The organism is Kribbella swartbergensis (assembly GCF_054784135.1).
This window is the reverse complement of sequence record NZ_BAAGPM010000034.1, coordinates 174,145-200,782: the sequence shown is the minus strand read 5'-3', so window position 1 is coordinate 200,782 and position 26,638 is coordinate 174,145. Positions and strand designations below refer to the sequence as shown.

General features: G+C 69.1%; 25 protein-coding genes. 12 read left to right on the top strand and 13 right to left on the bottom strand.

The annotated features are described in order from the left end of the window. Positions 1-457: 457 nt before the first annotated feature. Both ACYVOK_RS30050 and ACYVOK_RS30045 read right to left on the bottom strand, forming a co-directional pair. Positions 458-1,666 (bottom strand): neutral zinc metallopeptidase, encoded by a 1,209-nt coding sequence (locus tag ACYVOK_RS30050; RefSeq protein WP_460665943.1) that lies wholly within the window; start codon positions 1,664-1,666, stop codon positions 458-460. Between the two features lie 58 nt (positions 1,667-1,724). Further along, a complete protein-coding gene (locus ACYVOK_RS30045; protein ID WP_460665942.1) occupies positions 1,725-2,519 on the bottom strand; it encodes a neutral zinc metallopeptidase in 795 nt (264 codons plus the stop codon). 100 nt (positions 2,520-2,619) lie between these two features. Here ACYVOK_RS30045 and ACYVOK_RS30040 point away from each other — a divergent pair, with 100 nt between their 5' ends. After that, positions 2,620-4,299: a DUF2207 domain-containing protein gene (locus ACYVOK_RS30040; RefSeq protein ID WP_460665941.1), complete on the top strand. Its 1,680-nt coding sequence runs from the start codon at positions 2,620-2,622 to the stop codon at positions 4,297-4,299. Positions 4,300-4,353: 54 nt separating this feature from the next. Here ACYVOK_RS30040 and ACYVOK_RS30035 read toward each other — a convergent pair whose 3' ends face one another. The 4 genes from ACYVOK_RS30035 to ACYVOK_RS30020 all read right to left on the bottom strand — a co-directional run bounded on the left by ACYVOK_RS30035 (position 4,354) and on the right by ACYVOK_RS30020 (position 8,476). Then, positions 4,354-5,646, bottom strand: coding sequence for a peptidase C39 family protein (locus tag ACYVOK_RS30035; protein WP_460665940.1), 1,293 nt, complete (start codon positions 5,644-5,646; stop codon positions 4,354-4,356). Between the two features lie 76 nt (positions 5,647-5,722). Continuing rightward, the gene (locus tag ACYVOK_RS30030; protein WP_460665939.1) at positions 5,723-6,283 is read right to left on the bottom strand and encodes a GNAT family N-acetyltransferase; all 561 of its coding nucleotides are present in this window, start codon (positions 6,281-6,283) and stop codon (positions 5,723-5,725) included. 39 nt (positions 6,284-6,322) lie between these two features. After that, positions 6,323-7,159 carry a lysozyme gene (locus ACYVOK_RS30025; RefSeq protein ID WP_460665938.1) on the bottom strand — a complete coding sequence of 279 codons (837 nt, stop codon included), beginning with the start codon at positions 7,157-7,159 and terminating at the stop codon, positions 6,323-6,325. Between the two features lie 105 nt (positions 7,160-7,264). Further along, entirely contained in the window at positions 7,265-8,476 is a 1,212-nt protein-coding gene (locus ACYVOK_RS30020) for a neutral zinc metallopeptidase (RefSeq protein ID WP_460665937.1), read from the bottom strand. Between the two features lie 71 nt (positions 8,477-8,547). Between ACYVOK_RS30020 and cysS the strand changes: the two genes are divergently transcribed. Together cysS and rlmB are read left to right on the top strand one after the other, a co-directional pair. Further along, positions 8,548-9,993, top strand: a complete 1,446-nt coding sequence (gene cysS, locus ACYVOK_RS30015) for a cysteine--tRNA ligase (protein WP_460665936.1) — start codon at positions 8,548-8,550, stop codon at positions 9,991-9,993. 1 nt (position 9,994) lies between these two features. Beyond that, entirely contained in the window at positions 9,995-10,951 is a 957-nt protein-coding gene (gene rlmB / locus ACYVOK_RS30010; protein ID WP_460665935.1) for a 23S rRNA (guanosine(2251)-2'-O)-methyltransferase RlmB, read from the top strand. A 60-nt stretch (positions 10,952-11,011) separates the two neighbouring features. On the opposite strand, the gene ACYVOK_RS30005 is transcribed toward rlmB, so the two are convergent. From ACYVOK_RS30005 to ACYVOK_RS29990, 4 genes are all read right to left on the bottom strand, one after another. After that, entirely contained in the window at positions 11,012-11,899 is an 888-nt protein-coding gene (locus tag ACYVOK_RS30005) for a S1 family peptidase (RefSeq protein ID WP_460665934.1), read from the bottom strand. 127 nt (positions 11,900-12,026) lie between these two features. Continuing rightward, on the bottom strand, positions 12,027-12,902 hold the full coding sequence (locus tag ACYVOK_RS30000; protein ID WP_460665933.1) for a S1 family peptidase: 876 nt from the start codon (positions 12,900-12,902) through the stop codon (positions 12,027-12,029). Positions 12,903-12,950: 48 nt separating this feature from the next. Continuing rightward, positions 12,951-14,621 (bottom strand): DUF7800 domain-containing protein, encoded by a 1,671-nt coding sequence (locus ACYVOK_RS29995; RefSeq protein WP_460665932.1) that lies wholly within the window; start codon positions 14,619-14,621, stop codon positions 12,951-12,953. A 17-nt stretch (positions 14,622-14,638) separates the two neighbouring features. Continuing rightward, a complete protein-coding gene (locus ACYVOK_RS29990) occupies positions 14,639-15,223 on the bottom strand; it encodes a TetR/AcrR family transcriptional regulator (RefSeq protein WP_460665931.1) in 585 nt (194 codons plus the stop codon). 85 nt (positions 15,224-15,308) lie between these two features. Between ACYVOK_RS29990 and ACYVOK_RS29985 the strand changes: the two genes are divergently transcribed. Together ACYVOK_RS29985 and ACYVOK_RS29980 are read left to right on the top strand one after the other, a co-directional pair. Beyond that, the gene (locus tag ACYVOK_RS29985) at positions 15,309-16,460 is read left to right on the top strand and encodes an acyl-CoA dehydrogenase family protein (RefSeq protein ID WP_460665930.1); all 1,152 of its coding nucleotides are present in this window, start codon (positions 15,309-15,311) and stop codon (positions 16,458-16,460) included. Beyond that, the gene (locus tag ACYVOK_RS29980) at positions 16,457-17,224 is read left to right on the top strand and encodes an SDR family NAD(P)-dependent oxidoreductase (RefSeq protein ID WP_460665929.1); all 768 of its coding nucleotides are present in this window, start codon (positions 16,457-16,459) and stop codon (positions 17,222-17,224) included. The genes ACYVOK_RS29985 and ACYVOK_RS29980 overlap by 4 nt, the downstream gene beginning before the upstream one ends. Here the strand turns inward: ACYVOK_RS29980 and ACYVOK_RS29975 are convergent. The 3 genes from ACYVOK_RS29975 to ACYVOK_RS29965 are packed head-to-tail and all read right to left on the bottom strand — an operon-like array spanning position 17,205 to position 20,844. Beyond that, positions 17,205-18,476: a glycoside hydrolase family 27 protein gene (locus ACYVOK_RS29975; RefSeq protein ID WP_460665928.1), complete on the bottom strand. Its 1,272-nt coding sequence runs from the start codon at positions 18,474-18,476 to the stop codon at positions 17,205-17,207. The genes ACYVOK_RS29980 and ACYVOK_RS29975 overlap by 20 nt on opposite strands. Next, a complete protein-coding gene (dgoD, locus tag ACYVOK_RS29970; RefSeq protein WP_460665927.1) occupies positions 18,470-19,615 on the bottom strand; it encodes a galactonate dehydratase in 1,146 nt (381 codons plus the stop codon). The genes ACYVOK_RS29975 and dgoD overlap by 7 nt, the downstream gene beginning before the upstream one ends. Continuing rightward, on the bottom strand, positions 19,612-20,844 hold the full coding sequence (locus ACYVOK_RS29965) for an ROK family protein (protein WP_460665926.1): 1,233 nt from the start codon (positions 20,842-20,844) through the stop codon (positions 19,612-19,614). The genes dgoD and ACYVOK_RS29965 overlap by 4 nt, the downstream gene beginning before the upstream one ends. 146 nt (positions 20,845-20,990) lie before the next feature. On the opposite strand from ACYVOK_RS29965, the gene ACYVOK_RS29960 reads away from it, so the two are divergent. The 7 genes from ACYVOK_RS29960 to ACYVOK_RS29930 all read left to right on the top strand — a co-directional run bounded on the left by ACYVOK_RS29960 (position 20,991) and on the right by ACYVOK_RS29930 (position 26,630). After that, entirely contained in the window at positions 20,991-21,776 is a 786-nt protein-coding gene (locus tag ACYVOK_RS29960) for an NAD-dependent epimerase/dehydratase family protein (protein ID WP_460665925.1), read from the top strand. Positions 21,777-21,786: 10 nt separating this feature from the next. Beyond that, positions 21,787-23,148, top strand: a complete 1,362-nt coding sequence (locus ACYVOK_RS29955) for an ABC transporter substrate-binding protein (protein ID WP_460665924.1) — start codon at positions 21,787-21,789, stop codon at positions 23,146-23,148. Beyond that, positions 23,145-24,125, top strand: coding sequence for a carbohydrate ABC transporter permease (locus tag ACYVOK_RS29950; protein ID WP_460665923.1), 981 nt, complete (start codon positions 23,145-23,147; stop codon positions 24,123-24,125). Before ACYVOK_RS29955 ends, ACYVOK_RS29950 begins: the two co-directional genes overlap by 4 nt. After that, positions 24,122-24,943: a carbohydrate ABC transporter permease gene (locus ACYVOK_RS29945; protein WP_460665922.1), complete on the top strand. Its 822-nt coding sequence runs from the start codon at positions 24,122-24,124 to the stop codon at positions 24,941-24,943. The genes ACYVOK_RS29950 and ACYVOK_RS29945 overlap by 4 nt, the downstream gene beginning before the upstream one ends. Before the next feature lie 34 nt (positions 24,944-24,977). Next, the gene (locus ACYVOK_RS29940) at positions 24,978-25,853 is read left to right on the top strand and encodes a glycoside hydrolase family 16 protein (protein ID WP_460665921.1); all 876 of its coding nucleotides are present in this window, start codon (positions 24,978-24,980) and stop codon (positions 25,851-25,853) included. Between the two features lie 103 nt (positions 25,854-25,956). After that, complete coding sequence (locus tag ACYVOK_RS29935; protein ID WP_460665920.1) at positions 25,957-26,229, top strand: type II toxin-antitoxin system Phd/YefM family antitoxin; 273 nt, start codon at positions 25,957-25,959, stop codon at positions 26,227-26,229. Continuing rightward, entirely contained in the window at positions 26,229-26,630 is a 402-nt protein-coding gene (locus ACYVOK_RS29930) for a type II toxin-antitoxin system VapC family toxin (RefSeq protein ID WP_460665919.1), read from the top strand. Before ACYVOK_RS29935 ends, ACYVOK_RS29930 begins: the two co-directional genes overlap by 1 nt. Positions 26,631-26,638 lie beyond the last annotated feature (8 nt).

The following is a 26,638-nucleotide window of genomic DNA, read 5'->3' as shown; positions in this document are numbered from 1 at the left end:
GGGGCTTCGGGGTCTTCCGGGCGCCGGTTGGTCCAGCCATCGCCGAACCAGTTGTTCGCCGGGCGATCGCTCCGGGACGCACCCGGGTCCTGGAACTCGCGCTTGGCCTCGGTGCTCTCGCTCCACCACCTGGGCGACTGGCCATCCCCGGCAGGCTTCTCCGGCGGACCGGCGGGCTGGTCGCCGTCAGCCGGTTCGCGCGCCGGGGGTGGATTCCAGTTGTCCGACATCGATACTCCTCACGACCTTCTGGGTGTAGCCGTCACGTGGTGCATCCGGCGCTGTTCGGGGTGCCGACGCCGCGCCCGGTCGATCTCCCCCCGGACAGACTGCTCGTCCCCGGACATACTCTGCGTGATCCGGGCGCACCAGGCTAGCCAGCCCGGCAGGTCTCCGTCTGCAGGCAGGTCCATCGTGACCCAGACCACTATGACGACGTGAGCTGCCTTACCAGTTCCTACTGCACCTTGGCGGAGGAAACGGCGAAGGTGTTGCAGACGCTCGGGTTGCGGCTGTTGAAGCCGCGGGTCGCCCAGTAGCGGTGGTTGACCCCGTCACCGTGGTCGTTGTTGTGGTCGGTCCAGTGCAGGATCAGCCACTTCCACTGGAACAGCGCCTCACCGGTGATCGGATAGGTACGCCGGTTGGCGCCGATGAACATGTCGCCGAAGCAGGACGCCTGCAACTCGAGCCGCCGGCTGCCCTCCAGTTCCAGTGCCCGGGTCGGGGCCTCGTAGCGGATCCGGTGGTTGGCGGCGAGGATGCCGGTCAGGTTCTGGACGTGGTGACCGTACTCGTGCGCGAACTGGTGCAGCATCCACATCCGCGCCCACACCTTCTGGTACGCCTGCGGGTAGCGGTTGTAGTTGCCGATGTCCTCGGTGAGGTTCATGTAGATGGTCTCGTTGCTGCCGCAGTAGAACGGCGGACCGGAGTCGTAGCCGGTCCCGCACGGCGTACTGATGCTGCCGCTGAACGGTTGCACGGTCGGCGGCCGGAACCGCGCACCGGACTTGGCGATCAGCGCCGGCCAGGACCTGTTCAGGCACTTCAGCAGGTTGGCGTAGTTGGCCCGCGCACCCGACACGTTCGACGGGCGGGACCTGGACTCCTTGCAGTTCACGGACCTCATCGCCCCGGCCTTGTACAGCCCGTTGCGCAGCACGATGTCGGTGTCGCTCGGACCGGGCTTCGGCTTCGGTGTGGAGGTCGTCCGCGGCGCGGTCGGCTCGGTCGCGGTCGGCCGGGTCGTGGTCAGGGTCGGGCTGCTCGCCACGGTCCGTGACACCGACGGCGTCGCGGACGGCGCGTACCTGGGGGTGTAGCTCGACGAGGAGTACGACGGACTGGTGTACGGGTCGTCGTCCTGGTCCAGCGCGTTCGCCACCCCGAAGAGCCCGACGCCGCCGAGTACCACCACTCCGAGCACGATGAGGACAGCCTTGGCGCCGCCACTCTTCTTCTGTGGCGGCCGCGGTCCACCAGGCGGAACACCCCAGCCGAACTGCGGCTGCCCGCCGTACGGCGCTGGCGGCGGCGGACCGCCGTACTGCTGACCGCCGTACTGGGGACCTGGCTGCCACTGCTGCTGTGCACCATAGGACGGCGGCTGCGCACCGTTAGGCGGTTGCGGCCCAGGTGGTGGGCCCCACTGGTTGCCGGACACGCGCCAGACGCTATCCGAGCCCCGGCTCACCAACAGTTGCCGAGCTCAACAGCCGGACTCAGCTGACCTTGCCGGGCCCGGCCGTGAAGGTGTTGCACTTGCCGACGTTGCGGCTGGTGAAGGCGCCGCGGCTCCAGAACCCGTGGTTCGCCCGGCTGTACGCCGGCAGGATGCCGGTCATCTGCTGCAGGGCGTGGGCGTATTCGTGCGCCACCGTGTGCGAGGCGAGCGCACGGGCGAACGCCCGGTTCCGCTTCCAGTACGAGACGTCGTCGGCGACGTCCATGTAGATGGTGTGGTTCGACGGGCAGTAGAACGACAGGCTCCGGTCGGAGTTGCCGCACGGGGAGTTCGCCGAGCCCACCCAGGAGAGCAAGCCCGGCGCCCGGAAGGTGCGGCCGGACGCAGCGACCTGCCGCGGCCAGGCACGGTCCAGACAGGCCTTGACGGCCCGGTAGTACGACGTCGCCTTCGACACGTTGGCGAGCCCGACAGGCGCCTCCTTGCAGTTCACCGATTGCTGTACGCCGGTCTTGTACAGCCGGTGCGTGGCGACGAACTTCAGCGGATCCATCGTCTGCACAGGCTTCGGCGAGGTCGTGCGCGTCGTCGTAGCCCGGGTCGGCAGCGGAATCGCCGGCTTCGAGGTGGTTGCCACCGGCACCGAAGGCGTCGAGAAGACCGGAGTACCCGGAGCCACCGGCTCCGCCACGGCGGGGTCGTCGTCGATGCTCTGTGTGACCTTGATGCCGGCGGTCGGGCCGTAGTAGCCCGGCTGCTGTGGTGGCGGGGTCCCGTACGGCTGGTAGGGCATTTGCGGGCCCGGTGGCGGTCCCCAGGTGTGGCCTGACACCCGCCAGACGCTAGCCGAGCCAGGGATCACGTTGCACGAGACACCTGTCACGATATGGTGCCCGGGTCAACTGACCCTCTTCCTACGGTGTGATTGGGCGATGCGCGTACGTCTGCTCGGGGTAACCCTGTGTGCCCTCGGTCTCTCGGCCCTGACCGGCGTCCCGGCCGGCGCGACCGGTTCCCACGGTGCGGCCGACCCGGTCGTGACCAATTTCGACAGTCAGGTCCGGGTCGAACGTGACGGCCTGCTGAAGGTTTCCGAGACCTGGAAGCTGAGCGACGTGAACGGGACGTTCACCCGGTTCGTGCTCACCCGCGACCATCTGCCCGACGACGTCGACCACGTGCAGCGGATCGAGGACCTGAAGGTCACGTCCGGAGGGCAGGAGAAGCAGACCGAGACCAGCACGAACGGTGACGTCACCTCGATCGCGGTCGCGGACGTCAGCGGCGCCACCCAGCTGGACTTCACCTACACGGTGCGTGGCGCGGTGGCGAAGACGCTGAACGGCACGGAGGTGCGGTTCGCCCCGCTGACCGGGATCAACCTGACCATCCAGCAGGCGAACATCGTGTTCAGTACGCCGGAGGTCACGCATGTCTCCTGCTTTGCCGGCGCGATCGACAGCAACACCCCGTGCACATTGGCGCAGCTCGGCGAGACGGCCGGGCCGACGTTCCAGCAGCAGGGCCTGCCGCCGGGCAACACGGTCCGGCTGACGGTCGGCTTCCCCGAGGGCGAGATCGCCGCGAACTCGATCGTCGAGTACCGCAAGACGTTCAAGCGGGCCTTCTCCACCGACACCGCGCAACTGCTGACCGCGCTCGGCGTGCTGCTGCTCGGCGCGATCGCGCTGCTGGTGCTGTACCGGGTCCGCGGCCGCGACCGGGTCGACCCGCGGCGCGTCGTCCCGGCGTCGCTGTTCAGCCTCGGCGCCGACACCCGGATCGACTTCACTCCGCCGTCGGACCTGCGCCCCGGTGAGGTCGGCACCCTGATCGACGAGCGGATCGACCCGGTCGACGTCACCGCCACGATCATCGACCTGGCCGTTCGGGGCCACATCACGATCATCGAGCAGGAGCACCACTCCGAGTACGCACGGCCCGACTGGGAGCTGCGCCGGGTCGCGAACGCACCGTCGGAGGAGCTGCAGCGGTACGAGAACGTGCTGATCCGCGCGATCTTCGGTGACTCGGACTCGGTACTGGTCTCCGAGCTCGGCCGCCAGGTCCGGGCGAACCTCGCCCAGGTCCAGGACGCCCTGTACGACGGTGTGGTCAAGCGCGGGTGGTTCACCGAGCGGCCGGACCGGACCCGGTCGCTGTGGGCGACGATCGGCATCGTGGTCACCGTGGTCGGTGTCGCGCTGACCGTCCTGCTCGCACTGCTCTCGACCTGGGGCCTGCTCGGTCTCGCGATCACCGCCGTCGGCGTCGGCCTGATCGTGGTCGGCCGCTACATGCCGGCCAAGGCTCCGGCCGCCGGGCGGGTGCTCGGCCAGGTCGCGGCGATCCGCGGTGAGCTGCTCGAGATGGACGTCAGCGAACTGCCGGCCGACCAGCACGCGGAGCTGTGCTCGCGCGCCCTGCCGTACGCCGTCGTGCTGGGCGGCTCGGAGCGCTGGATCGACGCTCTGGTCGCGACCGACGACGACATCGACGAGGACGAGGGCTTCGGGTGGTACCGCGGCCCGCGGGGCTGGCACCTGCAGTACCTGCCCGACTCGCTCCGCAACCTCACCACCAACCTCACCGGCGCGCTGTTCGCCCGCTGAGCACGACATGACAGTGCCCGTCACACCACCCCGGTGTGGCGGGCACTACAGCTTTCACCAGTTGGCCTGCGCTCCCGTTGGAGGCAACGGCACCCCTTCCGGGTGGATGACGTAGACGAGACCACCGGAGTGCGGCAACCAGGCGTTCTCGAACGCGGCCCGGTCGTACGTCGTCCGCACCTCGTCGTTGCTCGGGATCAGGTGCGAGGCCGGATCGTTGACGACCACGTTGCCGTTCGCGTCGAATCCGACGATCACCATCAGGTGCCCGTTCGTCCCGTACCCGGCGCCGGGCAGGTCGCCCTTCTTGAACGACAGCGAGGCGATCAACGGGATCCCCGCCGCGATGAACTGCTCGGCCTCGGTCAGCGACCGCAGCCGCGTGACGAACCCGTCGACCCCGCGCGTCCCGGCGTACGCGGTGTTGAACGGCCAGTTGCCGGCGCCGTCGTACGCGTAGTCGAAGACCGAGCGGGCCGCATGGTCGACCTGCGGGTCGGCGTCGGACGGATCGACCCAGGCCGTCTCCTCGGCGGTCGGTCCGGCGCCGTAGTAGTCGAGCACCATCGCCGTCGACGTCGGCGAGCACCAGGCCTCGCCGCCGCCGTCCCACTGCGGGTAGTGCCCGATGTGCGTCTCCTGCGAGTACGTCGGGACGTCGAGGACGATGCCCTGGGCGCCACCAAGGGGGCTGGCGGCAACCTTCTTCGTGTCCGGCAGCCGGGACGCCATCGCACCGACGGACCGGACCGAGGGGGTCTGCGTCGTACCGGACAACCGGTAGAGCGAGACCTTCAACTGCCATCGGTCCAGCGACCGGCCGTCGGCCGCGACAAAGGTGTCGACGGCAACAGCTCCGTCGGTGTCGCCCTGGGCCGGGACCGAGGTGCGATGGATGTCACCGGCCGCGGTGTCGTCGCCGCTCGACCAGCGGCCCAGCACGTACCACTTGGTGGTGGTGCCGAGATCGGTCCGGCCGGACATCGACACTTCGACCCAGGTCCCGGGCGGTGTGGTCGCGTTCCAGGACGCGATCAGTTCGGTGAGACCGAAGCCGGGGCTGACGACCGGTGACGTCCAGCTGGTCCGGTCGTAGGTCTTGGCGGTGCCGTCACCGAACGGATCGACGTACGACGTCGTGCCGCTCGGCGTACCGAAGGTGAGGGCGCCGTCGGCGACGGTGGTGCCGGAGTGGGCACCGGCGAGGAAGTCGTCGGTCGACGTCCACGTGTGATACGCGATGTCGCGCAGCTGCTGCGGCACCTTCGCGGCCTCGCTGGGCAACGTGCCGGAGGTCAGCACGACCACACCGGCGATCAGTGCGGTGAGGCTGTGGGCGGTGGTCATGGAACGACGGTAGACCTGGGCTGCCCGGCTGTCGCGGTAACGCGTGCCGTGACGGCGAACTTTTTCGGTCAAATAGTTACGAACGCTCGGCCCACTCGTCGGCGAGCATCGCGAAGACCAGTTCGTCGGTCCACTCGCCCTTGAGGAACTCGTTCCGGACGAAGTGCGCCTCCTGACGCATCCCGAGCCGCCGGAGCAGGTTCGCCGACCCGGTGTTGCGGGCGTCCAGGCGGCCGATGATCCGGTGCATCCCGAGCTCCTCGAACCCGATCCGCAGCAACTCCACCGAGGCCTCCGCGGCGTACCCGCGCCCGTGGAACTCCGGGTGGAAGACGAACCCGATCTCCCCGGTCCGGTGCTCGGCACTGTGGACGAACAGAGTCACCTCGCCGACATGCCGACCGGTCTCCCGCAAGATCACGGCGACGGTGAGCGCTTGACCGTCGGTGTCCATCGGGACGTCGGCCAGCCGGCCGGCGAGGGACTCCATCACCTGCTCCGGAGTCCTCACGTCGTACAGCAGGAAGCGGGTGACTTCCGGGCTGGACTGCAGCTTCAGCAGGTCGTCGTAGTCGGTGTCGAGGTAGCGGCGAAGGGTCAGGCGGTCCGTCTCGATCGGAAGCGAGTAGGTGGTCACCGATCGAGACTATGAGACCGCCGCAACCCAATTAGCGGCTCAGCCGTTGGCCAGAGCCTGGAGGCGGCTGTAGTCGCCGTTGAACCGGTTCTGGTCAATGGGCGACGAGGTCCACTGCCAGAAGGTGTAGTACGGCCAGCCGCCGGGGAGCGTGCCGACCGTCGAGGAGTAGCGGGCGACCCAGAGCGGGTTGGTCGAGCTGAAGGCGGTGGTGTTGCCGGTGCAGCGGCTCCACCAGTCGTAGTTGGTGTAGATGACGGCGTCGCGGCCGGTGCGGGCCTTGTAGGTGTTGAGGAAGTCCCGGATCCAGCTGACCATGGCGGACTGACTCAGCCCGTAGCAGGTCGCGCCGTACGGGTTGTACTCGATGTCGAGCGCGCCCGGCAGCGTCTTGCCGTCCCGGGACCAGCCGCCGCCGTTGCTGGCGAAGTAGTTGGCCTGGGTGGCGCCGCTGGACGAGTTCGGCAGGGCGAAGTGGTAGGCGCCGCGGATCATGCCGACGTTGTAGGAGCCGTTGTACTGCTGGGCGAAGTACGGGTTCCGGTACGACGTGCCTTCGGTCGCCTTCACGTAGGCGAAGCGCTTGCCTTGGTTCCACCAGTAGTTCCAGTCGACGTTTCCCTGGTGGCTGGAGACGTCGATGCCGTCGACAACCGCTGCGGTCCCCATGTCGGCCGGAGCGGGGGCCGCGGATGTGCCGGTTGTCACGGTGTTCTGCAGCCAGCCGGCGTAGGCCTCGCCGGCCTTGTCGATGCCGTGCTGGCGGGCCTGCGGGGTGGGCTGGGGTGCTGAGGTGGTGCTGGCTTGGGCGGAGCCGATCGAGGCCAGGAGCAGGCCAAGAGTGACGGCGGCACCCGTGAAAAGGGCGGACTTCACGGTGAACCTCCACAGAGCGATGAGGGGCGGAACAGAGCGCTCGGCGGAGGTTTTACCCGGATGCCGTAAGAATCAACCCTCGGTCAACTAGGAGATTGTGAGAATTTACCGGACGTACGCCGCGGCGGCGACGTACGTATTACAAGCGGCCGGACTGCGGGTCTTGAACCCGGCGTTCGCCCAGCGCGGCACGACCTCCCGGCTGCCGTGGTCCCGCACCGTCCCGTACTCGTCGCCCGAATGCGCGTGCAGCCAGTCGAGCTGGGACTTGAACAACCCGCCGTTCAGGCCGTAGGTGCCCTTGTTCGCGCCGAGGAAGACGTTGCCCAGGCAGGTGGCCTGCAGTTCCAGCCGGCGACTCATCTGCAGGGCGGCGTCGCCGGACCGGTCGTACTGGATGTTGGACGACGCGCGCAGGATCCCGGTCAGGTGCTGAAGATGGTGACCGTACTCGTGCGCGACCGTGTCCGACATGTCGGCGCGCAGGAACGCCATCGCCGTCGACCGGTTGTTGTAGCCCAGGAACTGCCGGTACCGCTTGATGTCGGTCGCCGCGTCCATGTAGATGGTCCGGTTCGCCGAGCAGTAGAAGGAACTCGGTGCGTTGCCGCTGCACGGCGTACTGACCGGTCCGGTGAACGCGATCAGCCGCGGCGGTGCGAACGTCTTGCCGGACAGCGCGACCTGCTGCGGCCAGGCGCGGTTCAGGCAGACGATCAGGTTGGCGTAGTACTTGCGGGCGTTGGCCGCGCTGCTGGCCCGGGCGCCGGACTCCCGGCAGTTCACCGAGCGCTGCACGCCGGTCTTGTAGATCCGGTTCTTCGTCACGATGTCGGAGTCGGACGGCGGCGGCGGAGGCGGTGGCGTCGTCCGGGTCGCCGTCGGCTGCGTCGGCCGGGTGGCTCGTGTCGGGGCCGCCGTGGTGGGAGCGTACGTCGGTTCCTCGGTCGGGCTGTAGGTGGAGGTGTAGGTGGGCTGCGGGCTGGTGTAGTCGTCGTCCTGGCGGTTGTTCTTCTGGACGACCCCGAAGACCCACAGCCCGACGACGCCGGCCAGGACGCCGACGATCGGCAGCACGATCCAGCCCGCCTTGCTCTTCTTCGGCGGAGGCGGCGGCGGGAACCCGTTCGAACCCCACCCGAACCCAGGCCCCTGGGGCGGCGGAGGACCCCAGTACTGCGGCGGCGGTCCAGGAGGCGGGCCGTACTGCTGCGGCGGCGGACCGTACTGCGGCGGCGGTCCCTGATACTGCGGTGGTCCCTGGTACGGCGGTGGACCCTGGGGCGGCGGTCCGCCGTACGGGGGCTGGTTCGACAAGGGGGTCCTCCTCAGGACTGGTCCGGACAATATTGTCAAGAGGAGGTGTCAACTCCCGTTACCCTTGATCGGTGACACTTCGCTTGTACGACACCGCGACAGCAGCAGTGAGGGATTTCGAACCGGTCCGTCCGGGCAAGGTCGGGATCTACCACTGCGGGCTGACGGTGCAGGGTGCCCCGCATGTCGGGCACATCTACAAGGAGGTCGTGTTCGACGTCCTGCGGCGCTGGCTCGAGCGCTCCGGGTACGACGTCACCGTGATCGCGAACGTGACCGACATCGAGGACAAGATCCTGGCGAAGTCTGCCGAGCGGAACATCCCGTGGTGGGCGCACGCCTACGAGTTCGAGCGTGAGCTGCACTGGGCGTACGACGTGCTCGGCTGCCGCCCGCCGACGTACGAGCCGCGGGCGACCGGCCACGTCCCCGAGATGCTGGAGATGATCGGCCGGCTGATCGAGCGCGGGCACGCGTACGTCGCCCCGGACGGGTCCGGCGACGTCTACTTCGACGTGAAGTCCTGGCCGTCGTACGGCGAGCTGTCGAACCAGAAGATCGAGGACATGGAGGCCGCCGAGGACGCGGACCCGCGCGGCAAGCGGGACCCGCGGGACTTCGCGCTGTGGAAGGGCCACACCGAGGGCACGCCGCTGACCGCGTCCTGGCCGACTCCGTGGGGCCGCGGCCGCCCGGGCTGGCACCTGGAGTGCTCGGCGATGGCGGGCAAGTACCTCGGCGAGGAGTTCGACATCCACGGCGGCGGGCTGGACCTGCGGTTCCCGCACCACGAGAACGAGTTGGCGCAGTCCAGGGCGGTCGGGCAGAAGTTCGCCCGGTTCTGGATGCACAACGCGCTCGTCACCACGGCCGGCGAGAAGATGTCGAAGTCGATGGGCAACAGCGCCGTCGTCCGGAACGTGGTCGAGCGGGTCCGCCCGATCGAGCTGCGCTGGTACTTGGTGCAGTCGCACTACCGCTCGGTGGTGGAGTTCTCCTTCGAGGCGCTGGACGACGCCGCGAAGAGCTTCCAGCGGGTCGAGGGCTTCGTCACCCGTGCCACGGAGGTGACCGGCGCGGTCGAGCCGGCCGCCGAACTGCCGGCGGACTTCGTCGCGGCGATGGACGACGACCTCGGGACGCCGGCCGCGATCGCCGTACTGCACAACACCGTGCGGGACGGGAACAAGCTGGTCGCCGACGGAGACTCGCCCGCTCTGCGGGAGAGTCTGGCTGCGGTCCGCGGGATGCTCGACGTGCTCGGGCTGGATCCGCTGGCCGAGCCGTGGGTGTCGCGCAGTGGTGCCACCGAAGAGCTCAGTGAGGTGGTGGACGGGCTGGTCAAGGCGCTGCTGGAGCAGCGGCAGGCCGCCCGGGAGCGCAAGGACTATGCCGCATCGGACGAGATCCGTGACCGGCTGAAGGCGCTCGGCGTCGTCGTCGAGGACACCCCGCAGGGGCCTCGCTGGTCGATCGCCGTGTCCGATTCTGGGCCGACGACAACCGAAGGAAACTGACGTGCCAGGCAACAGCCAGCGCAGGGGAGCGGTCCGGAAGAAGCCGCGAGGCAATCCGACCGCCGGATCGGGCGGCCGGATCCGCCGCGGGCTCGAGGGCAAGGGCCCGACGCCGAAGGCGGTGGACCGGGTCAAGCACCCGGCGCACAAGCGGGCGAAGGCGAAGGAGCGCGCCAAGGAGCGCACCCGCCGCCCGGCCCGGAAGGACACCGACGCCACGGTCGAGTGGGTGTACGGCCGCAACCCGGTGGTCGAGGCGCTGCGCGCCGGGGTGCCGGTCGCGGCGCTTCATGTTGCCGAGGGCACCGAACGCGACGCCCGGCTGCGCGAGGCCCTGTTGCTCGCGGTCGAGCACGGCATCTCGGTTCTCGAGGTGCCGCGGACCGAGCTGGACCGGGTCACCGGCGGCGGTGCGCACCAGGGTCTCGCGGTGCAGATCCCGCCGTACGAGTACGCGCATCCGGACGACCTGCTCAGCCGGGCGTACGACGCCCAGGAGGTGCCGCTCGTGGTCGCGCTGGACGGGGTGACCGACCCGCGCAACCTGGGCGCGATCACCCGGTCCGCGGCCGCCTTCGGTGCGCACGGCGTCCTCGTGCCCGAGCGCCGTGCGGCGTCGATGTCGGCGTCGGCGTGGAAGACGTCGGCCGGGGCCGCGGCCCGGATCCCGGTGGCGCGGGCGACCAACCTGAACCGGGCGCTGAAGTCCTACAAGGACGCCGGCCTGCTGGTCGTCGGCCTGGACATGGGCGGCGAGATCGAGCTGCCCGACCTGGAGGCCGCCACCGAGCCGCTCGTCCTGGTCGTCGGCTCCGAAGGCAAGGGCCTGGCCCGCCTGGTCCGGGAGAACTGCGACCTGATCGTCTCGATCCCGATGACCAGCGCCACCGAATCCCTCAACGCCGGCATCGCCACCGGCGTAGCCCTCTACGAAATCTCCCGCCGCCGCGCTGGCTGAGCCGCGAACAGGGTGGTGCCCCGGACCCAGTGTGGGTCCGGGGCACCGTTTTGCTTGGGGTCAGTAGACGCTGACGCCGTAGCGGGAGAGGACTTCGGTGACGGGCTGGAAGTAGGTGGTTCCGCCGGTGGTGCAGTTGCCGGAACCGCCGGAGGTCAGGCCCAGGGCCACGGTGCCGGCGAACAACGCGCCGCCGGAGTCGCCGCCCTCGGCGCAGACGTTGGTGCGGATCAGGCCGGTCACGGTGCCCTCGGCGTAGTTCACCGTGGCGTTGGTCCCGGTGACCGAGCCGCTGCGCAGGCCGGTGGTGCTGCCCGAGCGCCTGACCGCCTGGCCGACGTACGCGTTCCCGGCGGAGGTGATGTCCTGCGACGAGCCATTGTAGAGGTTCACCGAGCCCGGGTGGTTGGTGTACGACGAGCTGTACTGGACGATCCCGTAGTCGTTGCCCGGGAAGCTCGTCCCGGTCCGGGTGCCGAGCAGCGTGGTCCTGCTCGAGTTCGCGTACCAGCTGGACGCGATGTTGGTGCAGTGACCGGCGGTCAGGAAGAAGTACGTGCCGGCACTGTTGCGGACGTTGAAGCCGAGCGAGCAGCGGGACTGCCCGCCGTAGATGGCGTCGCCGCCGCGGATGTACTTCGACAGCGTGCCGGGCAGCTTCTCCAGCGTGATCCGGTCACCGAACCGCTTGGTGACGTTGGTCAGGGCGGTCAGCTTCCCACCGGTGACCGTGTCGTCGTACGAGACGATGATCCGGCCGTCCGGGTTGGTCTGCCAGGCGGTGCCCGGGATGGTCGCGTCCTCGGCCAGGGTCGCGGTGATGGCGGTCGCCGACAGCTTCGACGGGTCGACCGGGGCGGCCGAGGCCTGCGTGGAGAGCAGACCTGCGGCCGTCAGTCCGGCTGCTGCCAGGATGGCGGTGGTACGGCGGATGGGCGAAAAGTTCACGGTTTCAGCCTCCTCACGTGAGGACGCGCTCGGGGCGGGTGCGTCCTTGACTTAAACCGTGTCCATTCTTACCCCACTCTCTCCCTGAGTACTCAGGCGAATTCGCAGAGTGAGGGTAATCCTCCGCTCAGTAGACCGAGACCCCGTACGCGTTGAGTGCCTCAACCACCGGCTGGAAGTAGGTGACACCGCCGGAGTCGCAGTCACCGGTCCCGCCCGAGGTCAGGCCGAAGGCCCAGTGGCGGTAGAACAGCGGCCCGCCGGAGTCGCCGGACTCGGCGCAGACGCTGGTCCGGATCAGGCCCGCCACGCGGCCGTCGCCGTAGTTGACCGTGGCGTTGAGCCCGGTCACCCGGCCGCTGCGCAGACCGGTGGTGACACCGGCGCGGTACACGTACTGCCCGATGCCCGGGTTCATCGCCGTGGTGATGTCCTGCGAGCGGCCGTTGTAGAGGTACACGCTGCCGCCGGGCGGACGGATGCCGGTGGGGTAGATGATCAGCGCGTAGTCGTTCCACGGGTAGCTCGCGTGGTGCAGCTTGCCGAGGTACCGGTCGTGGTCGTCGTCGGAGTACCAGGTCGAGGCCTCCTTGCCGCAGTGTCCGGCGGTCAGCAGGTAGTACTTGCCGCGCCGCTGGACGTTGAAGCCGGCCGAGCACTTGACCTCGCCGCCCCAGATGCCGGTGCCGCCGCTGACGTACTTGGTCAGCTTGCCGGGCAGTTTCTCGAGGACGACGTTCTCGCCGAGCTTCTTGGTGACGTTGGTCAGGGCGGTCAGCTTCCCGCCGGTGACGGTGGAGTCGTAGGAGACCACGACCTTGCCGTCCGGCCGCGTCATCCACGCGGTGCCGGGGGTGCTGACCTCCTCGTTGAGGGCAGACGTGATCGCGGCCGCGGACAGCCGGGGCGGCTTGACCGGATCGGCCTCGGCCGGCAGGGCGGCCACTGACAAAGCAGCGACGGCGGCCAACGCCGCCGTACGTCGAAGGGTCGAAGATCGCATGTCACAAGCCTTCCGGGACAAGCCGTGCGCGAACCGGCCGTGGCAGCTTCAGGACATCAAGCGCTTGGATGGCGAGTCTAAGCGTCCGTAGGCCAACGTCCGTTCCAGCACCTGGCGCTCGCCCCGCAACTCGGCGTGGTCGACCTCGACCGCCCAGTTCTCGCCGGACAACGTCACCGTCATCGAGCCGTTGCCGAACCACGGGCCGTGGGTGATCCGCCAGTCGGCCGCCACGTCCTTCACCCCGGCCGAGCGGGCGAGCTTGTGCAGCAGCGTCGTCATCCAGCGTGTGTCGAGCAGGTGGTTCGCCCACTGGATGTGCCGCGGCACGGGGTTCCGGAACGGCGACATGGTGAGCTGACGGATCGCCGTACCGGGATGGTCGACGGCCCGTAGCCGGGCCTTGGCGAGGTAGCTGCAGTGCACGTCGCCGGACAGCATCAGGATCGACGCCGGCGGGTCCTCGCTGCCGGCCACGTCGGCGAGCAGGTCGGTCACGTCGTCGAACGACTTCCGGAACGACGACCAGTGCTCCAGATCCATGCCCTGCCGGATCCGCTCGCCGATCCGTGCCGCCCGCGGTCCCCACGCTCCGGCCGAGACGGCCTCGTCCCAGCCCTCCAGGTGGTGCAGCCCGGGCGCGAGCAGGAACGGCAGGGTCGAGGCGAGCAGCAGGTGGTGGATCGGCCGCGACGCCTCCACGATGTGATGCCGGACCCACTCCCACTCGTGCGCGTCGACCATCGCCCGCTCGTCCGGCTCCAGACGCCGCGAGCAGCGCGAGTCGACCGCGACCAGCCGGATCCCACGGGACGCGTCGCCGAAGTCGCGGACGAAACTCCACCGGGCCGAGGCCGGGTCCTCGTCCGCCGCCCACGCGAAGCTGTCCAGGTACGCCGTACGCTCCTCGTCGTCCTCGATCGTGAGCATCGCGGTGTACGTCGGGTCGTGGTCGAGCTGCTCCGGGGACAGGTTGCCGAGGTGCTGGTAGACCCAGTACGACCCGTAGGCGCCGACGACCCGGTCACGCCACCACGGCTGCGACGTCACCCGGCGACGCCAGGTCAGCGAGGTGTTCCAGTCGTCCCGCAGGTCGTGGTCGTCGAGCAGCATGCACAGCGGGACGGTGGAGAACAGCCACCGCACCGCCGGCTCCAGCCACGCGTCGTCGTACAGCCAGGTGTACTCCTCGAAGTCGCCGATCTCGTCGGCCACCTCGGACCCCTGGCGGCCGCCGTGCGCCGCGCGCAGCTTCTCGAGTACGGCGTCCGACGGGTCGTCGGCGTACACCTGGTCACCGAGCAGCAGGATCGCGTCCGGGGCCTCCTCGACACCGGCCGCCATCCGCTCGGCGAGCGCGACGAGCGCATCCGGGCCGAACCGCTCGAACGCCTGCGCGTCGAACGGCGCCGACCGCCGGCACGACCCGAACGTCAGCCGGAAGGTCCCATCCGCACGCGGCGTCCGGATCACGCTCGGCCCGAACTCACTGTCCGGCAGCGGCCAGACACGCTTCCCGTCCAGCCGGACCTCGTACGGCGTCTCACTCGCCGGAGCCAGACCTTCGATCCGGACCAGCGCGTAATGGTGGCCGTGGACCGTCCAGGTCCGCGTCCGGTGCCCGAGGACCTCCACCTCGGCGGGGGCACTGGTCTCCACCCAGACGGTCGCCCGGGTGTCGTCGACGTACCGCAGCAGCGGCCCCAGCCTCAGCTCCATCCGGAAAAGCTACAAGCTCAGTCCAACCTCAGGGAGTGCAGAACGAACGAAGCCAGCTCGCGATAGGCCTCGGCGTCGTTCAGACCGGTCCGCCGGGCGATGTCGCCGCGCTGGATCGCCTGCATCGTGTGCGCGATCATCTCGGCCGCGAACGCGATGTCGACCGGCCGGAACGCCTTGTTGTTGATGCCGTCCTCGATCAGCGTGCGGACCCGGTCGGCGGCGATCCGGGTGTTCCGCTCGTAGACCGAGCGGGCCGGCGCGAACCGGGCCACGTCGTCCAGGAAGGTCCGGCTGGCCGGCCGGAGCGCGTCCGCGACCGCGTTCAGGTACGCCGCGATCCGCCGGTCGTGCCGGGTCTGCCGCGCGACCGCGGACTCCACCTGAGCGGTGGCATTCTTGAAGTAGTGCTTCACCACCTCGACGGCGAGCTGCTCCTTGCTCGGCGCGAGCGCGTAGAGGGTCGTCTTGCTGCAGCGCAGTTCGGCGGCCAGGTCGTCCAGGGTGAACCGGCTGAAGCCCTGCTCGAGAAACAGGGTGAGAAGCCGGTCGAGCAGCTCTGACTGCCTGCGGGTTCGGCGCCCCGGAACGACTGTTGTCATATCGAGACAGCATAGAACGATACGGAACTATGGGCTCCAGTATCGTTCCGAGTATCATTTCGTCAGCCGTGGAGAGGGGTGCCTGATGGCTGTCGACCGTCTGCTGCCGACCGAGGAATCCACCGACCTGCTCGCTCTCGTCCGCGACCTGTGCGCGCACGAGCTCGCGCCGCACGCCGCCCGGGCCGAGGAGAGTGAGAGGTTCCCGCGGGACGCGTTCCGCACGCTCGGCAAGGCGGGCCTGCTCGGCCTGCCCTACCCGGAGCAGTACGGCGGGGCCGAGCAGCCGTACGAGGTGTACCTGCAGATGCTGGAGGAGGTCGCCGCCGCCTGGATGTCGGTCGGTGTCGGGGTGTCCGTGCACACCATGACCAGCTACGCCGTCGCCACCTTCGGCACCGAGGAGCAGCGCGCCCGGCTGCTGCCCGACATGGTCGGTGGAGAGCAACTCGGCGCCTACGCGCTGTCCGAGCCGCAGGCCGGCTCCGACATCAGCTCGATGACCACGAAGGCGGTCCGCGACGGCGCCGAGTACGTCCTGACCGGGACCAAGGCGTGGATCAGCCACGGCGGGCACGCGGACTTCTACACCACCTTCGCCCGGACGTCGGACGACCCGAAGCGCGGCATCTCCGCCTTCCACGTGCCGGCCTCGGCCACCGGCCTCAGCTTCGGCGCGCCCGAGCGCAAGATGGGGATGACCGGGTCGGCGACGACGCTGGTCAACTACGACCAGGTCCGGGTCCCGCTGTCCAACCGCATCGGCGACGAGGGCGACGGCATGCGGATCGCCTTGTCCGCGCTGGACTCCGGCCGCCTCGGTATCGCCGCCTGCGCGACCGGACTGGGCCAGGCCGCCCTCGACGTGGCGGCGAGGTACGCGCTGGAACGGCAGCAGTTCGGCCAGCCGATCGCGGAGTTCCAGGGTGTGCAGTTCATGCTCGCCGACATGGCGGCCGCGGTCGAGTCCGCGCGCTCGACGTACCTGCAGGCCGCGCGCCGCCGCGACCTGGGCCGGCCGTTCACCCAGCAGGCCGCGATCGCCAAGCTGGTCTGCACCGACGCCGCGATGAAGGTGACCACGGACGCCGTCCAGGTGCTCGGTGGGTACGGTTACACCCGCGAGTTCCCGGCCGAGCGGTACATGCGTGAGGCCAAGGTGACGCAGATCTTCGAGGGAACCAACCAGATCCAGCGGATCGTCATCAGCCGTGACCTACTCAGGAGTGCTTCATGAAGCTTGGCCCGTCCGACGTCGCACTGGTCACCGGTGGTGGTTCGGGGCTCGGAGAGGCGACGGTACGACGGCTCGCGGCCGGCGGACTGGCGGTCGTGATCGTCGACCTGCCGTCGTCCGCGGGCAAGGCGATCGCGGACGAGCTGGGCGACCGGGTCGTCTTCGCCCCGGCCGACGTCACCGACGAGGCGGCCGTGACCGCGGCCCTGGACGCGGCCGCCGCCCTCGGCACGCTGCGCGTGGTCGTCACCTGCGCCGGGATCGCCACCCCGGGCCGGGTCGTCGGCCGGAAGGGTCCGTTGCCGCTGGCAACCTTCCGGCAGGTGGTCGAGGTGAACCTGGTCGGCACCTTCAACGTGCTCCGGCTGGCCGCCGAGCGGATGATCGCGCAGCCGGCCGGCGCCGACGGCGACCGCGGCGTCGTGGTGATGACCGCGTCGATCGCGGCGTACGACGGCCAGATCGGCCAGGCGGCGTACGCGGCCAGCAAGGGCGGCATCGTCGGCCTGACCCTGACCGCGGCGCGCGACCTTGCGGACTCCGGTATCCGGGTGGTCACGATCGCGCCGGGCACGATGGAGACGCCGATGCTGGCGGGCCTCCCGGAGGAGACCCGGACGGTCCTCGAGCAGCAGGTCCCGCACCCGTCACGACTCGGCAAGCCGTCCGAGTACGCGGCCCTGGTCGGTCACATCATCGACAACCAGTTGCTGAACGGCGAGGTCATCCGCCTCGACGGTGCTCTCAGGATGCCACCGCGCTGAGCTTCAGCCAGCGGACGCCGTGCGCCGGTACGTCGTACTCGAGCTGGTCACCCGCATCCTGCGTCGTGCCGTCCCACAGGTCGTGCGCCGGGCCTTCCGCTGCCAGGGATCTCAGCGGCACCGACACCTTCCGCGGCGTCGGCCCGGTCCAGAAGATCGCCACGTAGCCGGCCCCCGGCGATCGGGCTGTCCACACGATCAGCTCGCCGTCGTCCATCGGCTCGCGGATCACCTCGCGGCCGTCGGACGACGTCCGCAGCAGCTCGGACAGCGCGGGATTGGCCAGCAGGGCGAGCGTTTCGTCGTCCGTGGTCGGCAGGTCGCCACCCATCATCAGCGGCGACCGCGCCATCGCCCACAACGTCAGCAGCGTCTTCTGCTCGTCCCGGGTGAGACGGCCGGCCCGATCCTCGCCGCGCTCGGCCCGGATCCCGATGTGGCCGAGCGGCAGCATGTCGGCGTCCGCCCATCCGCCGGCCTGCTGGAACGGCGCCCATCGGGCCAGCCGGGCGAACTGCGCGTGCACGTCCTCCCAGCGGTCCCACAGGTCGTCGGAGATCCGCCACATCTGTGCGTTGGCCCGCAGATGCTCGAGGTGGTGGGTCGACAGGTGGGTGCCCGGTGACAGCGAGAGCACGATGTCACGGCCGCTGCGCTCGATGGCTCGCGCGTACGCGGCGATCTCACGGTCGTGGTACGGCGCGAGCATGTCGTCGGCCTTGACGAAGTCGACACCCCATTCGGCGAACTGCGTGAGCTGGGCGTCGTAGTACGCCTGGGCGCCCGGGTGGTCGTGGTCGAGGCCGAAGTTGTCCGGATTCCAGGCGCAGACGTTGTCCGCATCGGCGATCTCCCGCGCGGTCCACTCGGTGCCGAACACCGGCAGGTCGAGCTCGACCGCGCGACGCGGGATGCCGCGCATGATGTGCAGGCCGAACTTCAGTCCGAGGTCGTGCACGGCCGCCGCGAGCGGACCGAACCCGGCCCCGTCGGCCGCCGAGGGGAAGCGGTTGGGCGCCGGCATCTGGCGGCCGTGGTCGTCGAGGACGATCGGCGCGTCGGCGTTGTAGCCGTGCGACCGGGCGGTCGGGTCGTACCACGCGATGTCGACGACGATCGTGTCCCAGCCGAAGGCCAGCAGCTTGTCGTGCATCACCCGGGCGTTCGCGAGCACCTCGTCCTCGGTGACCGTCGTACCGAAACAGTCCCAGCTGTTCCACCCCATCGGCGGGGTCTGCGCGCGGGTCACCATTCGGCGAACGAACCGTCGGGGTGCCGCAGCACCGGTGATCTCCAGCTGTGACCTTCGGAGGCGGCCGCGCGGACGGCGTCCTCGTCGACCTCGATGCCGAGGCCGGGACCGGTCGGCCGCTCGATGTGGCCGTCGACGAAGCTGAACACCTTCGGATCGACCAGGTAGTCGAGCAGCGCGCTGCCGCCGCCGTACTCGATACCGAGGCTCTGCTCCTGGATCAGGAAGTTCGGCGTGGCCAGGTCCAGCTGCAGGCTCGCCGCCAGCGTGATCGGGCCCAACGGGCAGTGCGGCGCGACCGCAACGTCGTACGCCTCGGCCATCGCGGCGATCCGCCGTACCTCGGAGATGCCGCCCGCGTGCGAGATGTCCGGCTGGGCCACCGCGATGCCGGTCGGCAGCACGTCGCGGAAGTCCCAGCGGGAGTAGAGGCGTTCACCGGTCGCGATCGGGATGCTGGTCGACTCGGTGACCCGGCGCAGATCGCGGGTGAACTCGGGCAGCACCGGCTCCTCGACGAACATCGGCAGCAGCGGCTCGAGCAACGGCAGCAGTTGCCGGGTGGCCGCCGTACTGAACCGGCCGTGGAAATCGAGTGCGATGTCGATCCCGTCACCCAGCGCGTCACGCAACGCGGCGACCCGGCCCACCATCGCGTTCAGCTGCGCGGCGGACGGAATCGGCGGCAGCGCCTCGGCCAGATTGAGCTTCAGGGCCGTGAATCCCTTGGCCACCTTGGCTTGTGCCTCGTCGACGAGCTGTGCGTTGTCCTTGCCGTGCACCCAGGTGTAGATGCGGACCCGGTCGCGGACCGGACCGCCGAGCAGTTCGTGCACTGGTGTCCCGTGGTACCGGCCCTTGATGTCCCACAGCGCCTGGTCGATGCCGGCCAGCGCACTCGAGAGCACCGGACCACCGCGATAGAAGCCGCCTTTGGCCAGCGTCTGCCAGTGGTCCTCGATCCGCAGCGGGTCGTTGCCCACGAGGTACTCCATCAGCGCCGTGATCGCGCCCTGAACGGCCTCGGCCCGCCCTTCGACGATCGGCTCACCCCAGCCGCTGATGCCCTCGTCGGTGTCGATCCGCAGGAACTGCCATCGCGGCGCCACCAGGAACGTCTCGTACCCGACGATCTTCACACGGCCTCACTTGTTCGGGGTTCTGCGCCGGTCAGCAGCGCGGCGACGAGTTGGTCGGTTTGCCGGAGCACCAGCGCCGCGGCGCCGGAAGCGCCGGCGCGGACGCCGAGGTCGAGTTCCGCGGCGACGACTTCGGCGTCGCGGGTGAGCGCCATCGCGGACCGGCGCAAGGTCGCCCGGATCGGCTCCAGGATGAGGTCGCCGGTCCGGGCGAGCTCGCCGCCGATGATGATCAGGCCCGGGTTGAGCAGGTTGCAGATGTTCGCCAGCACCCGGCCGGTCACCTCACCCGCTTCACGCAGTACGCGCACCGTGTCCGGGTCGCCGGCGGTCGCCGACGCGAGGAGCTGGTCGATGCTGTCGAGCCGCAAGGCCTGCAGTACGGCGTTCAGCGACGCGTACTGCACCAGGCAGCCGCGGTTCCCGCACGGGCACTGGGCACCGGCCGGGTCCGCCGAGATGTGCCCGGCCTCGCCGCCGCCACCGCGCGCGCCGCCGTGATGAAGGTTGCCGTCGACAAGCAATCCGGAACCGATGCCGGTGGACAGCCCGAGGAACAGGACGTCCCGGGCGCCCCGGCCCGCTCCCCAGGTGAACTCGGCGACCGCCTCGAGCCGGGTGTTGTTCTCCACCAGCAGCGGTACGGCGAGATGCCGCCCGAACTCGGCCGACACGTTGACACCGGCCCACGCCTGCCCGGGCAGGGACGGACCGACCACGCCGGTTTGCAGGTCGATCGGCCCAGGTACGCCGATGGCGACACCGACCAGCGCGTCGCGGTCGGTCCCGGCCTGCACGAGCAGGTCGTCGAGCAGGCCGATGCCGGCGGTGAGCCGCTCCTGCCACGGGGTGTCCCGGGGCATGGTGACTCCGGCGCTGGCGAGTGTCCTCCCGGAGAGGTCGGTGACGTGGCCCCAGACGCGTTCCAGGGTGAAATCCAGACCTGCGGCCGCCCCGGCCGACGGGTTCGCCTGCAGGAAGCCGCGGGCCCGTCCGTCCACCTCCGAGGCGTCGATCCCGGCTTGGGCGACCTGGTCGCCGATCGCCTCGATCACGACGCCGCCGGTGATCAGGTCCGCCGCGATCGTCGACACGGTCGTCCGCGACAGGCCGCAGATACGGGCCAGCTCCGCCCGGTGCAGAGCCCCGTGTTCCATCAGGGCGGACAGCATCCGTTCGGAGTTGGTACGCCGCAGCGCTCGCAGTGATCCGGTGTCCTTGGCAGCCACGACGTCGAGTATCGGCGTCCGAAGGCGACGACGTCAACAAAACTGACATAGTGTGTTCACGCTCTTGACACAAACCCGGAACTGCTCGAACAATTCCGGTCACAGTTCGGGTGACGATCCCGGCCGGGCGACATGGATGGCACGACATGAGCGCTGTACGGAACGACTGTGAACCGCTGGTGGTGATCACCGGCGGACAGGGCCGGGTGGCCGGAGTGGTGCTGCCCCAGCTGCGGAAGCACTACCGGCTCCGGCTCGTCGACCGGTCCACTCCGGCCGCGTCCGGCGACGAGGTGGTACAGGCCGACATCGGCGATCCCGATGCGGCGTACCGGGCCTTCGAGGGTGCCGACGCGATCCTGCACCTGGCCGCGAACAGCAGCCCGTGGCAGAGCTGGGACAGCGTGTACGCCGCCAACGTGCGGCCGACCCACACTGTGCTCGAGGCGGCCGCGGCACACGCCGTACCGAAGATCGTGCTGGCCAGTTCGCTGCACGCGGTGGGCGAGTACAACCGGCCGCAGTACCGGCCGGTCGATCCACGACTCGATCCGCGGCCGTGCTGTTCGTACGGCCTCGGCAAGGTGGTGCTCGAGACACTCGGCCGGATGCATGCGGCCCGGACCGGTGCCTCGGTCACATGTCTGCGGCTCGGCCTGACCGGCTGGCCGCTGACCGAGCGGCGCTATCTGGGCCAGTGGCTGTCCGACGGCGACGCCGGCCGGCTGGTGCTCGCCGCGCTGAACTCCCGGGAGCACTACGGCGTGCACTTCGGGGTCTCCGCCAACACTCGCAACCACTGGGACATCACCTCGGCGCGGCACGAGCTGGGCTACCGGCCCGAGGACGACAGCGAGCCGCTGGCCGACCGGACCGGCCCCTCCTCCGGTCCGGTCTGCCGGCTCTTCGACGACTCACAGCTTTCGGAATGAGAGGTTTGACATGACCACCACGAACCCAGGGCTCTCCCGCCGCCGGTTCCTCGCTCTGTCGGGCACCGCCGTCGGCAGCGCCCTCGCGGTCGGCTGCTCGCCCGCGTCCTCGACCAACGCCCCGGCCGCCAGTGGCACGGGTTCGATCGCCAAAGGGACCGTGACCGTCATGTCCCAGTCGGGTGAGTTCGGCCCGAAGGAGGCCAAGGCGGCCTCGCAGGCGCTCGGCATCACGGTGAAGACGGTCGAGTACGACCTGACCAAGCTGACCGCGATGCTTGCCAGCGGCAACCCACCCGACGTGGTCCGCGGGATGGGTGCGACCGAGACGCCGTACCTGGTGGCCCGGCAGGTGGCCGAGAACCTCGACCCGTACTTCGAGAAGAGCACGCTGATCAAGGCCGACGACATCGACCCGGTCAACGACGTCTGGCGGTACGACGGTGAGAAGCAGGGCAGCGGGCCGCGGTACGGGTTCGCGAAGGACTACTCGCAGGACTGCACGCTCTGGTACAACGGCGGGCTGTTCGACGCGGCGAAGGTGGCCCGGCCGTCGGCCACCACGCCGCTGCTGCTGGACGAGTTGCTCGAAGAGGGCAAGCGGCTGACGAAGCGCCAGGGGGCGAAGGTCAGTGTCTACGGCCTCAACCCGAACGGGCTGGGCCTGTTCACCCAGCTGACCTGGCTGACCGACCTGGCCGGCGGGAAGCTGACCGCCGACGACCTGGCCTCGGTCGACTTCAGCAGCCCCGAGGCTCAGCGGGCCCTGAGCTGGTACCTGGAGTACGCCAAGGCCGGGATCGGCCCGACCGTTCTCAACCCCGACCCGAACGGCTGGGACGGACCGACGTTCCAGGCCGGCCGGATGGCGGCGACGCTCAGCGGTTACTGGCTCGGCGGCTTGTTCTCCGGTGACGCCAAGTCCGCCAAGGTCGCGGGCTTCGCACCGGCCCCGCAGTTCGACACCGGCCGGCGGGTCAGCCCGTGCTTCGGCGCGACCGGGCTGTGGATTCCCAAGGCGAGCAAGAACAAGGACGCCGCGTGGCAGGTGCTGGAGTGGTTCGTGGCCGGCGAACCCGCCAAGGCGCGGGCGGCCGGCGGCTGGGGTATCCCGCCGCTCAAGTCGCTGCAGAAGCTCATGCCGCAGAAGCTGCCGTACCAGAAGCAGGCTTACGAGGTGCAGATGGCCGAGCAGGAGCACTTCTCGGTGATGTCCTTCACCCCGTACGTGCGGCTGGACGCGATCAACACCGTCATCGGCCGCGAGTTGCCCAAGGCAATCAAGGGATCGGTGTCGGCCGGTCAGCTGGGCGACACGCTGAACGCGCAGATCAACGCTCAGCTGGCGGACGGAAAGAAGCGGTTGCGGTGAGCTCCGCGCTGACCGACGTACGACGTCCCGCCGCGCCGGCCGCTCCTGCGCGGCCGGACCGGCGGAAGAAGCCGCCGAGCCTGCGCAAAGCCCGCACCTTCTACCTGTTCGTCGCACCGTGGATCATCGGGTTCGTCACGCTGACCGTGTTCCCGCTGGGCTATGCGTTCTGGCTCAGCCTGACCGACTCCGACGGCCTCTCCCCGCGCACCCACTTCGTCGGCTTCGCGAACTACGTGGAGATCTTCCAGGATCCGCTCACGCTGAGCTCGCTGGCGAAGACCGGTGTGTTCGCGGTGGTCACAGTGCCGCTGTCGATCCTGGCCGGCTTGCTGCTCGCGGTGATGGTGAACCAGCGGATCCGCGCGCGTGGGCTGTTCCGGGCGCTGATCTACCTGCCGGCGGTGGTTCCGCCGGTGGGTGCGGCGCTGACGTTCCGGCTGATCTTCGACCGCGACGCCGGTGCGGCGAACGGCATCCTGAGCAGCTTCGGCGCCGACCCGATCACCTGGCTGGTCGACCCGAACGCCCGCTACGTCCTGTACGGCCTGGTGATGTGGGGTTGTGGCGGGTCGATGATCATCTCGCTGGCCGGGTTGCAGGACATCCCGCGTGAGTTGCAGGAGGCGGCTCAGGTGGACGGAGCGTCGTACTGGCAGTCGTTCACCAGGATCACCATCCCGCTGCTGTCGCCGGTGATCCTCTTCCAGGTGATCACCGGGGTGATCGGCTCGCTGCAGTCGTTCGCGCCGCTGCTGCTGTCGTCGGGCACGCTCAGCGGGGCCGGGACCGTGCCGCAGGGCAACTACATGTACATGATCCACGTGTTCGCGCAGTACTTCTCCGCGTCCCGCTTCGGCTACGCCTCGGCGATGCTGTGGATGCTGTTCGCGGTCATCCTGCTCGTCACGCTGCTGATCATCAAGGTGAGTGCCCGGACCGTCTTCTACACCGTCGAGCCGGAGGGCAAGCGATGACCCGGTCCTACCGCTACGCGCTGTACATCGTGCTGCTGGCGGTCGTACTGATGATGCTCAGCCCGATCTACTGGCTGGTGCAGACCTCGCTGAAGTCGCCGGCCGAGATGGCGTCGTTCCCACCCACCTGGTGGCCGTCCGCACCGCGGTTGGGGAACTACTCCGAGGCGATCACCAGCGTCAACTTCGTCGGCGCCCTGCAGAACTCGCTCACCATCGCGTTCATCACCACCACGCTCACCACGCTCAGTTCGGCCTGGGTCGGGTTCGGGTTCGCCCGGCTGACCGCGCCGGGGAAGAAGCAGTTGTTCGTCGTCCTGCTCTCCACGATGATGCTGCCCGGCATCGTCACACTGGTGCCGACGTACCTGATCTTCGCCAAGCTCCACATGGTCAACACCTACTGGCCGTGGGTGGCCTGGGGGCTCGGCGGCAGCGCGTTCCTGATCTTCCTGTTCCGGCAGTTCTTCGCCGGGATCCCGAAGGAGATGGAGGAGGCCGCCATCATCGACGGCTGCGGGTACGTCGGGATCTTCTGGCGGATCTTCCTGCCACAGTCCTGGCCGGTGATCGCGGCCAGCGTCATCCTCTCCTTCACCGGCGCCTGGGGCGACTTCGTCGGACCGGCCATGTTCCTCAGCCAGGACAGCACCACGCTGGCCGTCGCGATGGCGACCGGCTACGTCAACGACAAGGGACTGCCGCTGAACAACCTGGTCGCGGCCGGAGCCGTGATGTACGTACTGCCGGTGCTCGTGCTGTTCATGTTCATGCAACGCCGCTTCGTCAGCGGCTTCTCCACCTCGGGGATCAAATGATGATTCCCGCCCATCCGCCCGAGGGAGAACACAGATGACGACAGGACTACGCCGTTGGTCCATCGGGGTTGCGGGCGTGATGCTCGCGGCCGCGTGCCTCAGCACCACCGCCGCTGCCGGGGCGGAGCCGTCTGCCGATGCCGACCAGTTGCCAGCGGCAACCGGTCGGACCTGCACGGGACCGGCCTCGCCGCCCGCTCGTGGGTTGCCGCTCGCGTGGCATGACGAGTTCAGTGGCCCGTCGCTCGATCCGAACCGCTGGAGCACGGTGATGGACTTCCCCGGTCGGGCAGGAGGTCACTACCACAACACGTCGTACGGGAGTTACGCCGTCGACGAGAACGTCGTACTGTCGAACGGCCGTCTTCGGCTCGTCACCGACAACAAGCCTGTCGTCGGCACGGACCCGGTGGGGACGTACCAGTACACCGAGGGCTTCATCTCCTCGCACGACAAGTTCTTCCAGGCCTACGGGTACTGGGAGATCTGCGCGAAGTTCCCGGCGGGCAAGGGATTGTGGCCCGCGTTCTGGCTGATCCCGCAGGACCGCAGCTGGCCGCCGGAGATCGACGTCGCCGAGTGGTTCGGCAGTATCGAGGGCATGCACAGCGGTCTCGCGTCCGGCAACTGGCCGGCCGTGCGCTGGGACAGCAACTGGTCCTACGGCCCTGCCCCGACCACGGGCTGGCACAAGTACGGCGTCCTCTGGTCACCCGGCCGTATCACCTTCTACACCGACGGCGGCCCCACCTACACCGTCACCGGCGCCCAGGTCCCCAGCAAGCCCATGTACATCGTCCTCAACAGCGGCACCTGGGCCAACCCCCACCGAGGAGGCCCACCCGACACCACCACCCCCTTCCCCAACTCCTTCGACGTCGACTACATCCGCGCGTACCGCCTGAAATAACCCTGTGGACAACCCCTGACCGCGGGCCGAAACACCAATATCTTCTCTGGCGACCGAGAACGGAGAGGACAGGTGTCAGACAAAAATGTACTATGATGCGGTCATGGCTGAAGTCCCCATCCGGATGCTGAACCAGGAAACAGCCCGAGTGCTGGCTCGGGTCAAGCAAGGCGAGGAGATCGAGATCACCGAACGCGGCGTGGTCGTCGCCCGCCTGGTCCCGGCTCAGCCGTCGCCGAATGCGCGCCTGCTCGCAACCGGCAGCTTTCGCCCGGCCCGGCTGACGAGGCCCTTCTCGCGCCCGAAGGGGGAGGTGCGGACCGAACACGAGGCGGGTGCGGTGCTGGAGCAGATGCGGGACGAGGAGCGGTACTGATGATCTACCTCGACACAGCCGCGCTGGTGAAGCTCGTCCGGCGAGAGCTCGCGTCGGACGAGCTCGTCGACTGGCTCAACGAGCAGGTCGACCGGATCTTCGTTTCGTCCGCGCTGGTGGAGGTTGAGTTGCCCCGCGCCCTCCGACGATGTGAGCCGGCATTACTCACTGCCGTACCGTCGGTCCTGGCGCAGATCTCGGTCTACGACGTGGACGAGACAGTGCGGACGACCGCAGCCGCCTACCAGGACCCGGGCATCCGTTCTCTCGACGCGATCCACCTCGCCACCGCCGACGCCATCCTCGGCGACGACCTCACCGCCTTCGTCACCTACGACCGCCGCCTACTCGCCACCGCCAACTCCCTCGGCCTCCCCATCGCCAGCCCCGGCATCACCTGACCCCAAGC